Raw genomic sequence first — 15786 nt, 5'->3', positions numbered from 1 at the left:
GGCCTTGCGGTTCTTGCGCCGGACCCCGACGCCGCCCCACCGCGAGAAGCCGCGGATCCGCACGGTCGGCGCGCCGGGTGTGCCCTCACCGGCGACGTGATGGTCGAACCCGCACATCACGCCATGGCCCTTGATCTCCACGTTGACTTCGGGCGGCAGCAAGATCGTCTGGCCGCCCATGATCGACGTGGCGTTGATCTCGACGTCAGTCGACGTGAAGTCGGCGTAGCGCAAATCGATCACGCCGCCGCCCCACAGCGCGAACGTGGTCAACTTCTTGGGCACGTTCCACCGGCCGCGGCGCTCGAATGCGCTCATGATGGCCAGCAGCAGCATCGACGGCGCGGGTTGGGTGACACCCCCGCGCTGCGGGCTCACCGACGACCCGAGCAGGTCGGACCGCAACTGGTCGAGTTCATCGTAGGTCTGCGCGGCGTAAGCCTTGGTGAGCCGATCCTCGTAGTCAGTCATTTGCAGCTTGCCCTGAGCGGCGGCATCGGTGAGCAACTGCGCCACCTGGATACGGTCGGTCTCGGCGGCACGCGTCTCTGCGTCCGGCCGGTCGCGCGCTGCCCGGTGCGCTGACTTGCTCATTGCTGATGAGCCTACGACGAAGAATTTTCACCGCAAGGCATCTTCGCCAAACTGTTGCGGCAACCTCAGACTCCGCTCAGGTGTGGTCGGAATCTCTGTTCTGTGCACCGGCGGACCTTTCGGCGAGCCGATCGTAGATCGGTCGGGAGCGCAGCGCGACAGCGACGAGCATCGCGATGGCGCACGCCCCGAGCATCGGTGGCAGTTGATTGGTGGTGCCTGTCATCTCGGTGGCGAGGATGAGTCCGGTTACCGGTGCGTGCACCGATGCCGTGAAGAACGCGGCCATCCCGATGAGCGCGCAGGCGGGCAGGCTCGGCACGGCATGCGGCGTCAGATGCTGCGCGACGAGGCCTACGATCAACCCGGACTGCGAACCGAGAACCAGCATCGGCGCGAACAGGCCACCGGGGGTGGCGGCGGCATAGGAGACGACGCCGAGCGCGAATCGCAGCACTAAGACACCGCTGACGGCCAGCAGCGCACCGCGGCCGAGCAGCGCATTCTGGGTCAGGTTGTCACCGCTGCCGACGAGGTCGGGCGCCACCCAGACCAGCAGCCCGACGAGCGCGCCGGTGGCGGCGGCGCGGACTTCCCTGGGCAGCCGGCTGGCGTCGGCGCGGCGGAGGGCGGCCATCAGCGCCCCGTTGTAGAGCACGCCGAGTAATCCGGTGACGATCCCGATCGCCATCACCCAGCCGGATTCGACGAGCCGCGGTCGGGCTACTGCGTTCATGCCCAACTCATATCGTGAGTGCACCAGCAGGTGGGCGGCGGCAAACCCGGATGCAGACGCAACGAAGGTGGCGATCGTGGTGCGCGGTTCAAAGCGCTTGACGAGCTCTTCGAGGACGAAGACCCCGCCGGCGATGGGAGCGTTGAATGCGGTGGCAAGCCCCGCGGCAGCGCCACCGGCCACCAGGACGCGCAGGTCTGCCATGTTGCGCCGGGTCAGGGTGGCGACGATGACCGCCGCGGTTCCGCCCATCTGCACGGAAGGACCCTCCCGGCCGAGCGCCATCCCGCTTCCGATGGACAGTAGCCCGCCGACGTACTTGACCGGCAGGATCCGGAACCGGTCGGGCCGCACCCGCCCGTCGGCGATCGCTTCGACGCGCGGGATACCGCTGCCCTCGGCGTGCGGTTCGATCCGGTGCACCAACGCGGCCGCGACCGCGGCGGCGGCCGTGCACACCAGGACGACGACGATCAACCCCATCCAGCTGCCGTGCGCCCAACCGGCCAGGTTGTCGCGCAGTCGACCGCCGCGCTGCAGCAGCAGCCTGAAACTTGCGGCGCTGAGGCCGGTGAGCGCGCCGACCAACCCGGCCGCCACCACGAACCCGACCAGGCTCTCGGCGCCCTCGCCCCGGGCGTCGACCGGGTGTGTCGTTGGGCGTTGCCATCCGGTGAAAAGGCTGCGAAGCACATCTCGCCAACCCTGCTGTGTGTCATCGTCCACCCGCACTGCTTATACGACGCGGTGACGGCCCGCTACCGCAGGGCCGGTCTCTAATCCGGAACCCAGCTCGAGGGCCTGCTGGCGCAATTAATCACTTGCGGGCGTGGAATCACGAGACAGGCTGGCTGCCGTCGCCGCTCGCGACGCCAGGACGGAGATCGTGCCCGTTCGCTCGAACAGCGCAAGCTCGACGTCCGCTGCGTTCACATAACCATGCTGACGAACGATCGCGCCAAGATCGTCGTCGGTGAGTCCGCAACGCCGAAGGTTACGGTGGTTCACCTTGCCGTCGTGAATCAGTACCCGCAGCGGGGGATCCACGAGGCGTTTAACGCCCGGCACGAACCGGAGCCTGCTCACCGCCGCGTTGACCGCGATCAGTGTCATTACCGCGGTGGCGGCGTTGATCCATGACGTATCGGTTGCGGTCGCGGCACGCCCGATAACGGACCCGCACACGACCGCCGTCAGCCAGTCGATCGGCGTGAATTGGGCCATCGCGCGGCGTTGAAGGAAACGAAAGGCCAAAGCGGTGGTCAAGAACAGCGCCAGGGTTTTGGGAACGGTATAAACCACCGATTCCCAGCCATCGATCAAGACGTGGGTAACCCCGCTCATCGCTACGATTGTGCTATCCGAATGCGGCGAAGCCACTCCGCGCGATGCGAACATCACCGCTCCGCGGTAGGGCTCTCAGTGGACATCGGTGACAACGCCGATCGTGATTACCCAGCCACACTCATGAGCCGCCGGCCAGCTAGCGGCGCCATGTCGAACTCGATCCGTGATTACATCAGGACGGTCGGCGTGTCAGGTCTGCCCGGACGCCCAGTTCGGCGGCCGCTTTTCGGTGGAACGCCGCCGCCGGTGGGAAAGGACGTAACTTCCCCGCACGTTCACCGGTGTGCCCACGGGTAAACTCCCAGCCGGAGTTGCGGCAAGGAGGAACCGGGCGTGGCCGAGCGGAGTATGGAGGTCGACACCGCGCGTCTGCATGCCGGTGCAGATCGGTGTGAAGATGCGGCCCGCATGGCACTTGCTGCGGCGGACAAGCTGGCCGGCAAGCAACCGACAGCTGGGATGTTCGGTGATTTCGCCGAAGCCCACGAATTTCACAGGGCGATCGCGGCGGCACACCAGGGTCACATCGAGCAGCTCTCCAGCCATCACCGCGCACTTTCCGGCATCGGCGACAAGAGCCGTTCCGCAGCATATGAATTCACCGCAACTGATGGGTCTACCGCCGACTCCCTGCGGGTTACCGAAGCCGGTTTCGGCACGCTCTGATGCCTCCACCTATAGGTCTGATCCACCTATCAGCCGGTGATTTGGTTGCTACCGCGGGCGGGGATCCGTGGCACGTCAACGACGGGTTGCAAGCTGGGGACGCCGGCGCGATCAACGCCCAAGCCGACGCGTTTCACGCTGCGGCGGGTTCTGCCACCGAAGTCGAGGACGATTTCGAATCGGCCAAGCAGCGCTTTGAGAAAGGCTGGCGGCACAACGGGGCTGAGCATCCGATCAACGAGTCCGCCGAGGTCACCCGCGCTACCGCGGCATTGAAACTGCAAAAGCCCCAACTAGCCAAAATCGCACTGGATTTGGAGACGGTGGCCGCTGCGTTGGTCACCGCGCAACGCAACTGCGACGCTGAGATCGCGGCTCTGGATTCCAATTTGCACCGGATCGACGACGAGATCGGCGCCGCCGAAGACGCAAATCAGAACACCCAAGCTCTGCACGACGCTGCGGTCGCCGCGGTACGAACCGCCTTGGGCGATGTCCAGAACGGTCGCGCTGGCTATGTGGCCGCCATGGCGTCGGCCAAATCGTCGCTGGCGGCCGTCACCGGTGAGGCCCCTCAAGGCGCCGACGGCGACGGCGGGGCCGGTGCGACCAGCCCACCTGCTGAGGAAGGGGCGGGCACACCTGGTGGGGACGGCGGCGCCGGAGCGGCCGGCGAGGCGTCTGGTCTGACGGTGACGAAGGGGGATGCGGCGCTCGGTGCTGCGGGCGCCGTCGCCGGTGGTACCGCCGATGGCGTGGGCAAGGCGACGCTCAACGCGATCAAGGAGTCGCCCGGTACGGGTGTGGGCAAGGCTCCGCAGGGCTTGTTGAACTGGTTGGAGGATCCGACGGTTGGCGGCCTCGAGCTCAACGGATTCTCCCGGCTCGCTCGGGTGGTTGGTGGGGCCGCCGCGGTGCCCGCCGTCATGTCCGACATCCATGACGGCAATTCGGTGGCCGAGGCCGTCACCCGGGAGGGCGTGGGTCTGGCCGCCGGGCTAGGGTCTGGCGCGGCGGCTGGTGCGCTGATCGGTTCGGTCGTTCCAGGTGCCGGGACGGCGGTTGGTGTGGTAGTCGGCGGCGGTGTCGGGGCTATCTTCGCGCTGGGGGCTTCTAAAGGGGTCGAGCAACTCTGGCACCCGGTCGCGGATGCGGTCGGTGATGCGGTGCACGGCGTCGAATCGGTGTTCGGTTTCGGGTAGGGCGACGGCGATGCGATTCGATGAGTTCGTACAGAAGCGCGGCCTTGCGGTGTTTCCGGTCGATCAGTTTGCCGGGCTGGCGGTGCAGGTGGGGGTGCCGCCGGGCTGGGAGCCTTTCGATTCCGCCCCCGGTGTGCGGGTGTGGGTGTGCCGCAGCGACCCGTTAGTGGCGGAGTTTTGCGCGAATGCGGTGTTGACGATGCATCGTGTCGGGGCCGCGTTGGATCCTGGTGAGGTGTTCGCGATGCTGGCCGACCAGCAGTTGCAGTCGGTGCCGGGATGTCATGAGGTGCGCCGTGACCTCGCGGCGGCCACCGAGGGCGCCGGCGTGGTGGGGGTACTCGGGATGCAGATCACTCATGAGCTGGGGACGATCGACAGCGTGTCGCAGTCCCGGATCGTCACGGTTGGGCAGGAGACGCTGATTGCGCAATTGACGGTGACCGCGCTGCACGATTCACCGGTGGACCGGACACATATCTGGCTGAGTGTCCGGCCTGGTGCGCCGGCACCTGCAGCGCCCGCTGGTGACCGCGGCTCGGTCCCGGTAACCGGAATGCGAGACCGCCGCTGATGGTGAGCGTCAGGGCGAAAAACCGTCGGAGGCGCCTGCTGCGCTACGCCTTCGGCGGCGCTATGTTACTGATGGCGGGCGCCAATGCGCTTATTGGATCGGCTTGGTATCTCAGCCTCATCGTTGCAGTGGGTGCCGGCATCATCATCAACGGGCAGCGGCGGATTTTTCACGTCGGGGTCACCCGGATGGACGATGAGGTCGTCTGCCGCTACATTCCCTGGTACGAGGGCAACGCCTACAGCGTATTAATGCTGCTTCCGTTGATGGGAGTCGCCGCTATCGCGGCAGGGCGCGCTCCTGGCTACCCGGCGTGGGTAATACCGGTCGGCGTCATGATCTTGGGAGTGACCCCGCTGACCGTGTACGGCATCGTCCTGATGTGGCGTCGAAGTATTCTCCGCATCACCCCGTCAATAGTGACCGTGCGGTTGGCAGAGCGCGGCAGCGAGTTGACCGACATCCGGCGTGAGCAGGTCGAATCGATCGAGCCCAGGATTGTCCCGCTCCCGTACGCCAAGTCCTTGCAGGTCGCCATCACTTACCGTCCCGCGGGGGAAGGCAGCGACACCACCAGCACCGTGATAATCGGCCTGCGGCTGACGGTTCGGCCGGTCAACCTTCTGCACGCACTCGTCGCCTGGAAAGACGGAACCAACGAGAACCCGAGTGAGTTGCTGGATCGGGTCGAGCAAAGACTTCGGGGCCGCTCCACGGCGGGCGTGTGAGCGGCCCCGAAGGGTCTGCTCGTCAGTGTCAGCGATGGCACGCGAGCCGAATCCTATTGCCCGGCCAGACAATCTGACCACTTCCCTGCTGCGATGTGGTGGGCATCACTGATGACGAGTGCCGTCAGCCGTGATCGTTGTCTGCAAAGCCGAGGAACCTGGACGGCCCGCTGGCGGGGTCAGTTCGCCCAACTCGGCGGGCGCTTCTGCAGGAACGCCAGCATGCCCTCGCGGGCTTCGTCGGAGACGAACAACCGGGCCGACTCGGCGGCGAGTCGCTCGGCGTCGCGATCGAAGCCGTCCAACACAGCGGCGGTGGTCAGCGCCTTGGATGCGGCCAGACCCTGCGGCGAGCAGCGGCCGATGTCGGCGACCAGTGCCGCGACTGCGGCATCGACGTCCTCGGCGGCCATCGTAATCAGTCCGATCGTCTCGGCGACTGCGGCGTCGAACGTCTCACCGGTCAGGTAGTAGCGGGCGGCGGCGCGGGCGGACAGCTTCGGCAGCAGCGTCAGCGAGATGATCGCCGGCGCAACCCCGATCCGGGCTTCGGTCAGCGCGAAGGTGCTGCGCGGCCCGGCGACGGCGATGTCGCACGCCGCGACCAGACCCATCCCGCCGGCGCGGACGTGGCCGTCGACGGCGACGATCACCGGCAGCGGCGCTTCGACGATGGCGCGTAGCAGCCCCGCCATCTCCCGGGATCGCTGGGCGGTCGCCTCGGCGGGATCCTTGGTAGTCGCTGCCGATCCCTGGGACAGGTCGGCGCCCGCGCAGAAAGTATTACCGGTGTGGCCGAGGACGACGACCCGCACCGCGGGATCGTCGGCCGCGTCTCGGAGGCCCTGATGTAATTGGCCGACCAGCGCGCTCGACAGCGCGTTGCGGTTGTGCGGCGAATTCAGCGTCAGCCGCGCGATATGCCCCTCGACGGCGTATTCGACGACCCGCTCCATCAGTAGCTTCGGGGCAGGCCGAGCGATGTCTGCGCGACGAAGTTCAGCACCATCTCCCGGCTGACCGGAGCGATCCGTCCGAGCCGGGCCGAGGCCATCATCGCCGCGACGCCGTACTCCTTGGTCAGCCCGTTGCCACCCATCGACTGCACGGCCTGATCGACCGAACGGGTAGCTGCTTCGGCCGCAGCGTATTTGGCCATGTTGGCGGCGGTGGCCGCGCCACCGTCGTCGCCGTTGTCGTAGAGCGTCGCGGCCTTCTGCATCATCAGCTTGGCCAGCTCGACCTCGATATGGCACTGCGCCAACGGATGTGACAGACCCTGGTGCGCGCCGATCGGCGTTCCCCACACCTGTCGGGTCTTGACGTAGTCGGCCGCCCGGTCCAGTGCGAAGCGGCCCATGCCGACGCTGCTGGCCGCACCCATGATGCGCTCGGGATTCAGGCCCGCGAAAAGCTGTGCGATGGCGGCATCTTCGGCGCCGACCAGCGCGTCGCTGGGTAGCCGAACATCGTCGATGAACACCTGGAACTGCCGCTCGGGACTGATGATCTCCATGTCGATCGGGGTGTAGGTGAAGCCCGGTGTGTCGGTGGGCACCACGAAGAGTGCCGGCCGCAGCTTGCCGGTCTTGGCCTCCTCGGAGCGCGCGACCACCAACACCGCCTGAGCCTGGTCGACGCCGGAGATGTAGACCTTCTGCCCCTTGAGGATCCAGTCGCTACCATCGCGGCGGGCCGTGGTGGTGATCTTGTGCGAGTTGGACCCGGCGTCGGGTTCGGTGATCGCGAACGCCATCGTGATCGTTCCGTCAGCGATACCGGGGATCCAGCGCTTCTTCTGCTCTTCGGTGCCGAACTTGGAGATGATCGTGCCGTTGATGGCCGGCGACACCACCATCAGCAGCAGCGCGCTGCCGGCAGCCGCCATCTCCTCCATCACCAGCGACAGCTCGTACATGCCGGCGCCGCCGCCACCGTACTCCTCGGGCAGGTTGACCCCGAGAAAGCCGAGTTTTCCTGCTTCGGACCATAAGTCGTCGGTGTGTTCCTGCGCGCGGGCCTTCTTCAGGTAGTACTCGCTGCCGTATTTCGATGCCCAGTCCGACACCGCCGTGCGCAGCGCCTTGCGGTCTTCGCTTTCGATGAAGCTGCTGTCTGTCATTGAGAATCTCCTTCTACGTCAGGATCGTGGGGCGCGTCCACTCGCGCCAGGACGGCGCCGACTTCCACTTGGTGGCCGGTGTCGACGTTGAGTTCGGCGAGCACGCCGTCGGCCGGCGCGGCGATGGTGTGCTCCATTTTCATCGCCTCTAGCCAGATCAGTGGCTGGCCCGCCGTCACGGTGTCACCGACGGCGGCGCCAAGTCGGATGACGTTGCCGGGCATGGGTGCAACTAGCGAGCCCTTCTCGACGGCTGATCCGGGCTCGGGAAAACGTGGCTGTACGACCAGGTGCACTGGTCCGTGGGCGGAGTCGACGTAGACGTCGTGGCCGTGGCGGGACACCGCGAAGCTGCGTGCCACCCCGTGGGCGTCGGCGAGTACGACCTCGTGCGCCGACGCCGAGACGAGGTGAACCGTGTCGTCGCCGGGGAGCGTCAATCCGGTTCGGCTGAAGCGGTATTCGACGCGGTGCTGCTCGCCGGCGTCGTCGACGAAGGTCTTGACCTGGTAGCCCGACGCGAGGTTACGCCAGCCACTGGGCAGCGAGCCGAGCACGCTGGCCCCGTTCCGATTCGCGGCCGCGTCGGCCAGCGCCGCCGCGATCGCCGACCACCGGACGGCAGTGTCGTCGGCCAGCGGGGCGGCCAGCTGCGCTAGACCGTGAGTGTCGAAGAACGCGGTGTCGGTGGCACCGCCCAGGAATGCCTGATGCCGCAGCACATTCACCAACAGGCCGCGGTTGGTGCGCAGCCCGTGCACCCGGGCCCGGGCCAGCGCGTCGGCGAGTAGCAGGGCCGCCCGCCGTCGCGTCGGAGCGTAGGAGATGACCTTGGCCAGCATCGGGTCGTAGTGGATCGACACAGCAGAGCCGTCGACGATCCCGGAGTCCAGCCGGATTCCGGTACGCGCCCCGAGCGTGGTGAATTCGGTGCGCGCCGCCGGCACGTCGATGCGATGCACCAAGCCTGCCTGGGGCTGCCAATTCTGCGCCGGGTCTTCGGCGTACAGTCGGGCCTCGATCGAATGCCCCTGTGCGGCAGGCGGGTCGGCGTCCAGGCGACCGCCGTCGGCGATGGCGATCTGCAGCTCGACCAGATCGAGGCCGGTGGTCTCCTCGGTGACCGGGTGTTCGACCTGCAGTCGGGTGTTCATCTCCAGGAAAAAGAATTCGCCGTGATCGTCGGCGAGGAATTCCACCGTGCCCGCACCGGTGTAGCCGATCGCGCTCGCGGCCAGCCGGGCGGCCTCGAACAGCCTGTCCCGCATCCCCGGGATGCGCTCGACCAGCGGCGACGGTGCCTCCTCGATGATCTTCTGGTGCCGGCGCTGGATGGAGCACTCCCGCTCGCCGACGGCCCACACCGTGCCGTGCGCATCGGCCATCACCTGCACCTCGACGTGGTGGCCGGTGGGCAGGTAACGCTCACAAAAGACCGTCGAGTCACCGAACGCCGCCTGGGCTTCCCGCGCAGCGGCGGCGACTTCGCTTGGTAGCGCGTCCAACTGGTCGACCACCCGCATCCCTCGCCCGCCGCCCCCGGAAGACGCCTTGACCAGCACCGGCAGCTGCGCGGCAGTGACCGTGTCGGGGTCGAGTTCCTCGAGCACCGGCACTCCGGCCGCGGCCATCATCTTCTTGGCTTCGATCTTGGAGCCCATCGCGCGCACCGCGTCGACGGGCGGGCCGATCCACACCAGACCAGCGGCCTGCACCGCGGCGGCGAATTCGGCGTTCTCGGAGAGAAAGCCGTAACCCGGGTGGATCGCGTCGGCGCCGGCGGCCCGGGCCGCGGCGATGATTGCCTCGCCGTTGAGGTAGTCGTTGGTTTGCGGCAACCGAACCCGGGCGTCGGCCTCGGCCACATGCGGGGCGGCGGCGTCCGGGTCGGTGTAGACCGCGACGGTGCCCAGGCCGAGAATGCGGCAGGTCGCGAAGACCCGCCGGGCGATCTCGCCGCGGTTGGCCACCAGAACTCGAGTGATTCCCATTTCCGTCACATCCGGAAGACGCCGAAGCTCGACGTCCCCTTGATCGGGCCATTGGCGATGGCGGACAGACACATTCCCAACACGGTGCGAGTATCCCGCGGGTCGATCACACCATCGTCGTAGAGCATGCCCGACAGCACCATCGGCAGTGACTCAGCTTCGATCTGGCCTTCGACGGCCGCGCGCATCGCGGCGTCGGCGTCCTCGTCGACCACCTGGCCGCGCGCCTCGGCGGCGGCTCGACTGACGATCGATAGCACCCCGGCCAGTTGCGCGCCACCCATCACGGCGGCTTTGGCGCTCGGCCAGGCGAACAGGAAACGCGGGTCGTAGGCCCGGCCGCACATGCCGTAGTGGCCGGCGCCGTAGGAGGCGCCGATCAGCAGCGAGATGTGCGGGACGGTCGAATTGGAGACCGCATTGATCATCATCGAGCCGTGCTTGATCATCCCGCCTTCCTCGTAGTCCTTGCCGACCATGTAGCCGGTCGTGTTGTGCAGGAACAACAATGGCGTGTTGGAGCGGTTCGCCAGCTGGATGAATTGGGTGGCTTTCTGCGATTCCTCGCTGAACAGCACGCCGCGGGCGTTGGCCAGGATTCCCAGTGGGTAGCCGTGCAGCCGCGCCCAGCCAGTCACTAGTGACGAGCCGTACATCGCCTTGAACTCGTCGAAGTCGGAGCCGTCGACGATGCGCGCGATCACCTCCCGTGGGTCGAACGGAATGCGGAGGTCGGCCGGCACGATGCCAATCAACTCGTCGGCGTCGAACAGCGGCTCGGTGACCGCAGCGGGCGCGGGGCCCTGCTTGGTCCAGTTCAGCCGCGCGATAATGCGGCGTCCGATCCGGATAGCGTCGAGTTCGTCGAGGGCAAAATAGTCGCCTAAACCTGATACCCGCGAATGCATTTCGGCGCCGCCGAGGGATTCGTCGTCGGACTCCTCGCCGGTGGCCATTTTCACCAGCGGGGGACCGGCCAGGAACACCTTCGAGCGTTCCTTGATCATCACCACGTGATCGGACATGCCGGGTACGTAGGCGCCCCCGGCGGTGGAGTTCCCGAACACCAGCGCAATAGTGGGGATGCCTGCGGCCGACAGCCGGGTCAGGTCGCGGAACATTTGCCCGCCGGGCACGAACACCTGTTTCTGGGTCGGCAGGTCGGCCCCGCCAGATTCGACCAGCGAAATCACCGGCAGGCGGTTCTCGAACGCGATCTGATTGGCCCGCAGGATCTTCCGCAGGGTCCAGGGGTTACTGGTGCCACCTTTGACGGTCGGATCGTTGGCGACGATCATGCACTCCACGCCGTTGACCGGGCCGATTCCGGTGACCAGGCTGGCACCGACCTGGAAGTCGCTGCCGTAGGCCGCCAGCGGGCACAGCTCCAAAAACGGTGCGTCCGCGTCGACGAGCAACTCGATGCGCTCGCGGGCGGTCAGCTTGCCTCGGTCATGATGTCGCTCAACATATTTCGCACCCCCGCCAGCCAGCGCCTTGGCCATTTCGGCGTCGATTTCGGCGAGCCGACACTCCGCGGCCAAGGAGGCCGCTGCGTAGGCCTCGCTCTTGGGGTCCAGCACTGACCTGAGCGTGCTCACGACTGGAATCCCAACAGCTTGGCGGCCAGCGCCGTCAGGATCTCGGTGGTGCCGCCGCCGATGCCGATGATCCGCATGTCGCGGTACTGGCGCTCGATCTCCGACTCGGTCATGTATCCCATCCCGCCGAACAGCTGCACTCCTTGGTTGGCCACCCATTCGCCGGCCTCGACCGCGGTGTTCTTGGCGAAGCACACTTCGGCGATTAGGTCGGTCTCGCCGGCCAGTTGCCGCTCGACCACGTGGTGGGCGTAGACGCGAGCGACGTCGATCCGGCGGGCCATCTCGGCCAGCGTGTTTTGGACGGACTGGCGCGAGATCAGCGGCCGGCCGAACGTCTCGCGGTCTCGACACCACGCCGCGGTGATGTCGAGACAGCGCTGCGCGCTCGCATAGGCTTGCGCGGCAAGGGCGATGCGCTCGGAGACGAAGGCCTGCGCGATCTGGGCGAAGCCGGTGTTTTCGGCGCCGACCAGGTTGGCCACCGGCACGGCCGCATCGACGTAGGACAGCTCGGCGGTGTCCGAGGACCGCCAGCCCATCTTGTCAAGCTTGCGGCTCACCTCGAAACCGGGTGTGCCCTTCTCGACCAGCAGCAGCGAAACCCCAGCCGCGCCAGGCCCGCCCGTGCGCACCGCGGTCACGACGAAGTCGGCCCGCACCGCAGACGTGATGTAGGTCTTGGCGCCGTTGACGATGTACTGATCACCGGAGCGCGTCGCCGTGGTGCTCAGGTGCCCGACGTCGGAGCCGCCGCCGGGCTCGGTGATGGCCAGCGACCCGATCAGCTCACCGGCCAGTGTGGGGCGGACGAACTCGTCGATCAGTCGCTGATCGCCGGAGGCGATCATGTGTGGCACCGCGATGCCGCAGGTGAACAGGGAGGCGAAGACGCCACCCGGTACACCGGCCTGGTGTAGTTCCTCGCACACGATCACGGCATCGGCGCCGTCACCGCCGCCGCCGCCTACCTCTTCCGGGAAGTTCGCACCGAGCAGTCCGGCTTCGCCTGCGGCGCGGTGCAATTCGCGCGGCAGCTCACCGCTGCGTTCCCACTCGTCGACGTGCGGCAAGATCTCCCGCTCGGCGAACGACCGCACGGTCTTGCGGAGCGCATCGCGCTCCGGCGTGGTCCAAATGCTCACAGCAACCCTTCTCTCACAGCAACACTGCTGGAATGTCAACATGACGGCTGCGCAGCCACTCGCCAAGCCCCTTGGCCTGGGGATCGAATCGCGCCTGGTATGCGACCCCCTGACCGAGGATGTCCTCGATGACGAAGTTCACCGCGCGCAGCTTGGGCAGCAGATGCCGGGTCACCGGCAGATCAGCGGTCTCGGGCAACAACTCTCGCAGCATTTCGACGGTCAGCGTGTGGGCCAGCCAGCGCCACTGCTCGTCGGTGCGCACCCAGACGCCGACGTTGGCCGAGCCGCCCTTGTCGCCGCTGCGGGCGGCGGCGATACGACCCAACGCCACCCGGCGCGTCGGACCGCCGGGCAGCGGGTCGGGTAGTGCCGGTGCTGCGGCCGGCTGCAGGGCGAGAGTCTCGGTGGCGCAGGGAATCTCGACGCGCGTGTGGTCGGCGTGCACGGCGGTGTGGGCCACCTCTGCCACCTCGACGTAGCCGGGGGTGTAGACCCCGTAGACCTGGCCCTCGCCAGGCGGTGCGGTGACGGCGAATCCCGGGTAGCTGGCCAGCGCCAATTCTACCGCGGCCGAAGAGAACTGGCGTCCGACATTGGCCGGATCGGGATCGCGGACCACGCAGCGCAGCAGGGCGCTCGCGGCTTCTTCGGTGTCGGCGTCGGGGTGGTCGGTGCGGGCCAGCGTCCACTCCAGCTCGGCCGGCATGACGGCCGACTTGGCGGCCAGCAGAGCTTCCAGCTGTCGGCGCACCAGATCCGCCTTGGCCTCGATGTCCAGGCCGGTCAGCACGAACGTCATCGCGTTGCGGAACCCGCCGATGCTGTTCAGCGACACCTTGTACGTAGGTGGTGGCGGCTCACCGGTCACGCCGCTGATCCGCACCCGGTCGGCGCCGTCGGAGAACAGCTCGACGCTGTCCATCCGGGCCGTCGCGTCGGGATTGGCGTAGCGCGCGCCGGTGATCTCGTAGAGCAGTTGCGCGGTGACGGTGTCAACGCTGACCAGCCCGCCGGTGCCGGGATGCTTGGTAATCACCGACGAACCGTCGGCGTGGATCTCGGCCAGCGGAAAGCCGGCGTGCGTCAGGTCCGGAATCTCGGTGAAGAAGGAAAAGTTGCCGCCGGTGGCCTGGGTGCCGCATTCGATGACGTGTCCCGCGACGACGGCGCCGGCCAACCGGTCGTAGTCGCTTCGCTGCCAGCCGAAGTGGGCAGCCGCAGGCCCGACGGTCACCGAGGCGTCGGTCACGCGCCCGGTGACCACGATGTCGGCGCCGTCGTTGAGGCAGTCGACGATGCCCCAGGCGCCCAGATAGGCATTGGCGGTCAGGGGCGTGCCCAGCCCGAGTTCCTCGGCCCGGCCCGACAGGTCGTCGCCCTCGACATATGCCACCTGGACCGGCACACCGAGGCGCTCGGCCAGCGCGCGCACGGCGTCGGCCAGCCCGGCGGGGTTCAGGCCGCCGGCGTTGGCGACGATGCGCACCCCGCGGTCCCGGGCCAGCCCGAGGCATTCTTCGAGCTGGGACAGGAACGTCTTGGCGTAGCCGCGCTCGGGATGTTTCATCCGGTCACGACCGAGAATCAGCATGGTCAGCTCGGCCAGGTAATCGCCGGTCAGGTAGTCGAGCTGGCCACCAGTCAGCATTTCGCGCATGGCGGAATGCCGATCTCCGTAAAACCCCGAGCAGTTGCCGATGCGAACCGGCGCCGACGACGCTGCCACGGGGCCCTCCCTCCAGCCGACAGCGACCGCCACCAACCAACCGGTAGGTTAGCCGAGTCGGCAGGTGTCCCGTCAAGGCTCTGGACGCTGATTTTTGCCCTTAGCAGGTCAGCGATTACTATTACCGTTAAATCGTCGCTGCCGAGAGCTCTTCCGCGGCGACCCCCCTACCAGGAGTAAGGCCTGATCATGGCTGTGCCAAAGCGGCGGATGTCGCGCTCGAACACCCGTAGCCGACGTGCGCAATGGAAGGCTGAGAAGCCAGAGTTGGTCGGCGTGACGGTGGCAGGACGGCAGCACAAGGTTCCTCGTCGGCTGCTCAAGGCGGCGCGCCTCGGCCTGATTGACCTCGACCGCCGCTAGCTTCTTTCCCGTGACCATTCACTTCGTCGATAGTGCCAATAGTTTGCGGACGGCCGATTCAGGCCCACTCTCAGCACCTTCTCAGGCGCTTGGATAAAACTGGTAGCTGTGCGAATTCTTGTCGTTGACGACGACCGTGCGGTGCGTGAGTCGCTGCGCCGCTCCCTTTCCTTCAATGGCTACTCGGTGACGCTTGCCGAGGACGGCGTCGAAGCCTTGGAGATGATTGCCGCCGACCGGCCCGACGGGGTCGTGCTCGACGTGATGATGCCCCGGCTGGACGGCCTCGAGGTATGCCGGCAGCTGCGCAGCACCGGGGACGATCTTCCGATCCTGGTGCTGACCGCCCGCGACACCATCTCCGAGCGCGTTGCCGGCCTCGACGCGGGTGCCGACGACTATCTGCCCAAGCCGTTCGCGCTGGAAGAGCTCTTGGCGCGGATGCGGGCTTTGTTGCGCCGTACGAGAATTGAAGACCCCTCCGAAGCCGTGGCGATGACGTTCGCCGATCTCACCCTCGATTCGGTGACTCGCGAAGTCACTCGGGGTACCCGTCAGATCAGCCTGACCCGCACGGAATTCGCTTTGCTGGAGATGCTGATCGCCAATCCGCGTCGGGTATTGACGCGTAGCCGCATTCTCGAAGAGGTGTGGGGTTTTGATTTCCCCACGTCCGGTAATGCGCTCGAAGTATACGTCGGGTACCTGCGTCGTAAGACCGAGGCCAGCGGCGAACCACGTCTGATCCATACCGTTCGTGGAGTGGGATACGTGCTTCGCGAAACTCCGCCCTGATGCCGCTGAAGACACTCCGATGCCGCTGAAGACACTGTTCCGTTGGCGACACAGAGTGCCACTGAGGACGAGCACGTCCCTGTCGCTGCGCGGGCGGGTCATGCTGCTGGCCATGTCGATGGTGGCGATGGTGGTCGTCTTGATGGCCGTCGCGGTGTATGCGGTGATCTCCGCAGCGCTCTACAAGGACATC

Annotated in this window: 15 protein-coding genes and 1 pseudogene; 7 read left to right on the top strand and 9 right to left on the bottom strand. The window is 66.8% G+C overall.

All coding sequences use genetic code 11. The annotated features are described in order from the left end of the window. The 3 genes from AC2VOU_RS07255 to AC2VOU_RS07245 all read right to left on the bottom strand — a co-directional run. Nucleotides 1-594, bottom strand: a 594-nt coding sequence (locus tag AC2VOU_RS07255; RefSeq protein WP_486956765.1) for a DUF1707 SHOCT-like domain-containing protein, incomplete at its 3' end; no start/stop codon positions are given. A 76-nt stretch (nucleotides 595-670) separates the two neighbouring features. Continuing rightward, nucleotides 671-2056, bottom strand: coding sequence for a ClC family H(+)/Cl(-) exchange transporter (locus AC2VOU_RS07250; RefSeq protein WP_486956764.1), 1386 nt, complete (start codon nucleotides 2054-2056; stop codon nucleotides 671-673). Between the two features lie 87 nt (nucleotides 2057-2143). Continuing rightward, complete coding sequence (locus tag AC2VOU_RS07245) at nucleotides 2144-2653, bottom strand: DUF421 domain-containing protein (RefSeq protein WP_486956763.1); 510 nt, start codon at nucleotides 2651-2653, stop codon at nucleotides 2144-2146. Nucleotides 2654-3010: 357 nt separating this feature from the next. Here AC2VOU_RS07245 and AC2VOU_RS07240 point away from each other — a divergent pair, with 357 nt between their 5' ends. The 4 genes from AC2VOU_RS07240 to AC2VOU_RS07225 are packed head-to-tail and all read left to right on the top strand — an operon-like array spanning nucleotide 3011 to nucleotide 5847. After that, nucleotides 3011-3343: a DUF2563 family protein gene (locus AC2VOU_RS07240; RefSeq protein WP_486956762.1), complete on the top strand. Its 333-nt coding sequence runs from the start codon at nucleotides 3011-3013 to the stop codon at nucleotides 3341-3343. Continuing rightward, nucleotides 3343-4545, top strand: a complete 1203-nt coding sequence (locus AC2VOU_RS07235) for a putative alpha/beta hydrolase (RefSeq protein ID WP_486956761.1) — start codon at nucleotides 3343-3345, stop codon at nucleotides 4543-4545. Before AC2VOU_RS07240 ends, AC2VOU_RS07235 begins: the two co-directional genes overlap by 1 nt. A 10-nt stretch (nucleotides 4546-4555) precedes the next feature. Next, the gene (locus tag AC2VOU_RS07230; protein WP_486956760.1) at nucleotides 4556-5119 is read left to right on the top strand and encodes an LpqN/LpqT family lipoprotein; all 564 of its coding nucleotides are present in this window, start codon (nucleotides 4556-4558) and stop codon (nucleotides 5117-5119) included. After that, entirely contained in the window at nucleotides 5119-5847 is a 729-nt protein-coding gene (locus AC2VOU_RS07225; RefSeq protein ID WP_486956759.1) for a hypothetical protein, read from the top strand. The genes AC2VOU_RS07230 and AC2VOU_RS07225 overlap by 1 nt, the downstream gene beginning before the upstream one ends. Before the next feature lie 179 nt (nucleotides 5848-6026). Here AC2VOU_RS07225 and AC2VOU_RS07220 read toward each other — a convergent pair whose 3' ends face one another. The 6 genes from AC2VOU_RS07220 to AC2VOU_RS07195 are packed head-to-tail and all read right to left on the bottom strand — an operon-like array spanning nucleotide 6027 to nucleotide 14435. Beyond that, nucleotides 6027-6803 (bottom strand): enoyl-CoA hydratase family protein, encoded by a 777-nt coding sequence (locus AC2VOU_RS07220; protein ID WP_486956758.1) that lies wholly within the window; start codon nucleotides 6801-6803, stop codon nucleotides 6027-6029. Continuing rightward, nucleotides 6803-7969 (bottom strand): acyl-CoA dehydrogenase family protein, encoded by a 1167-nt coding sequence (locus tag AC2VOU_RS07215; protein WP_486956757.1) that lies wholly within the window; start codon nucleotides 7967-7969, stop codon nucleotides 6803-6805. Before AC2VOU_RS07215 ends, AC2VOU_RS07220 begins: the two co-directional genes overlap by 1 nt. Further along, nucleotides 7966-9960 (bottom strand): ATP-binding protein, encoded by a 1995-nt coding sequence (locus AC2VOU_RS07210; protein WP_486956756.1) that lies wholly within the window; start codon nucleotides 9958-9960, stop codon nucleotides 7966-7968. Before AC2VOU_RS07210 ends, AC2VOU_RS07215 begins: the two co-directional genes overlap by 4 nt. A 5-nt stretch (nucleotides 9961-9965) precedes the next feature. Next, nucleotides 9966-11561 (bottom strand): acyl-CoA carboxylase subunit beta, encoded by a 1596-nt coding sequence (locus tag AC2VOU_RS07205; RefSeq protein ID WP_486956755.1) that lies wholly within the window; start codon nucleotides 11559-11561, stop codon nucleotides 9966-9968. Continuing rightward, a complete protein-coding gene (locus AC2VOU_RS07200; protein WP_486956754.1) occupies nucleotides 11558-12706 on the bottom strand; it encodes an acyl-CoA dehydrogenase family protein in 1149 nt (382 codons plus the stop codon). The genes AC2VOU_RS07205 and AC2VOU_RS07200 overlap by 4 nt, the downstream gene beginning before the upstream one ends. A 13-nt stretch (nucleotides 12707-12719) precedes the next feature. After that, nucleotides 12720-14435 (bottom strand): acyclic terpene utilization AtuA family protein, encoded by a 1716-nt coding sequence (locus AC2VOU_RS07195; RefSeq protein WP_486956753.1) that lies wholly within the window; start codon nucleotides 14433-14435, stop codon nucleotides 12720-12722. A gap of 189 nt (nucleotides 14436-14624) precedes the next feature. Between AC2VOU_RS07195 and rpmF the strand changes: the two genes are divergently transcribed. From rpmF to AC2VOU_RS07180, 3 genes and pseudogenes are all read left to right on the top strand, one after another. Further along, the gene (rpmF, locus tag AC2VOU_RS07190; RefSeq protein ID WP_067331883.1) at nucleotides 14625-14798 is read left to right on the top strand and encodes a 50S ribosomal protein L32; all 174 of its coding nucleotides are present in this window, start codon (nucleotides 14625-14627) and stop codon (nucleotides 14796-14798) included. 108 nt (nucleotides 14799-14906) lie between these two features. Further along, nucleotides 14907-15593, top strand: coding sequence for a response regulator transcription factor (locus tag AC2VOU_RS07185; protein WP_486956752.1), 687 nt, complete (start codon nucleotides 14907-14909; stop codon nucleotides 15591-15593). A gap of 19 nt (nucleotides 15594-15612) precedes the next feature. Then, a pseudogene (locus tag AC2VOU_RS07180) lies at nucleotides 15613-15786 on the top strand (two-component sensor histidine kinase); the annotation flags it as partial.

The organism is Mycobacterium sp. TH-M25 (genome assembly GCF_057473665.1).
This window is presented reverse-complemented; position numbering and strand designations above follow the sequence as displayed.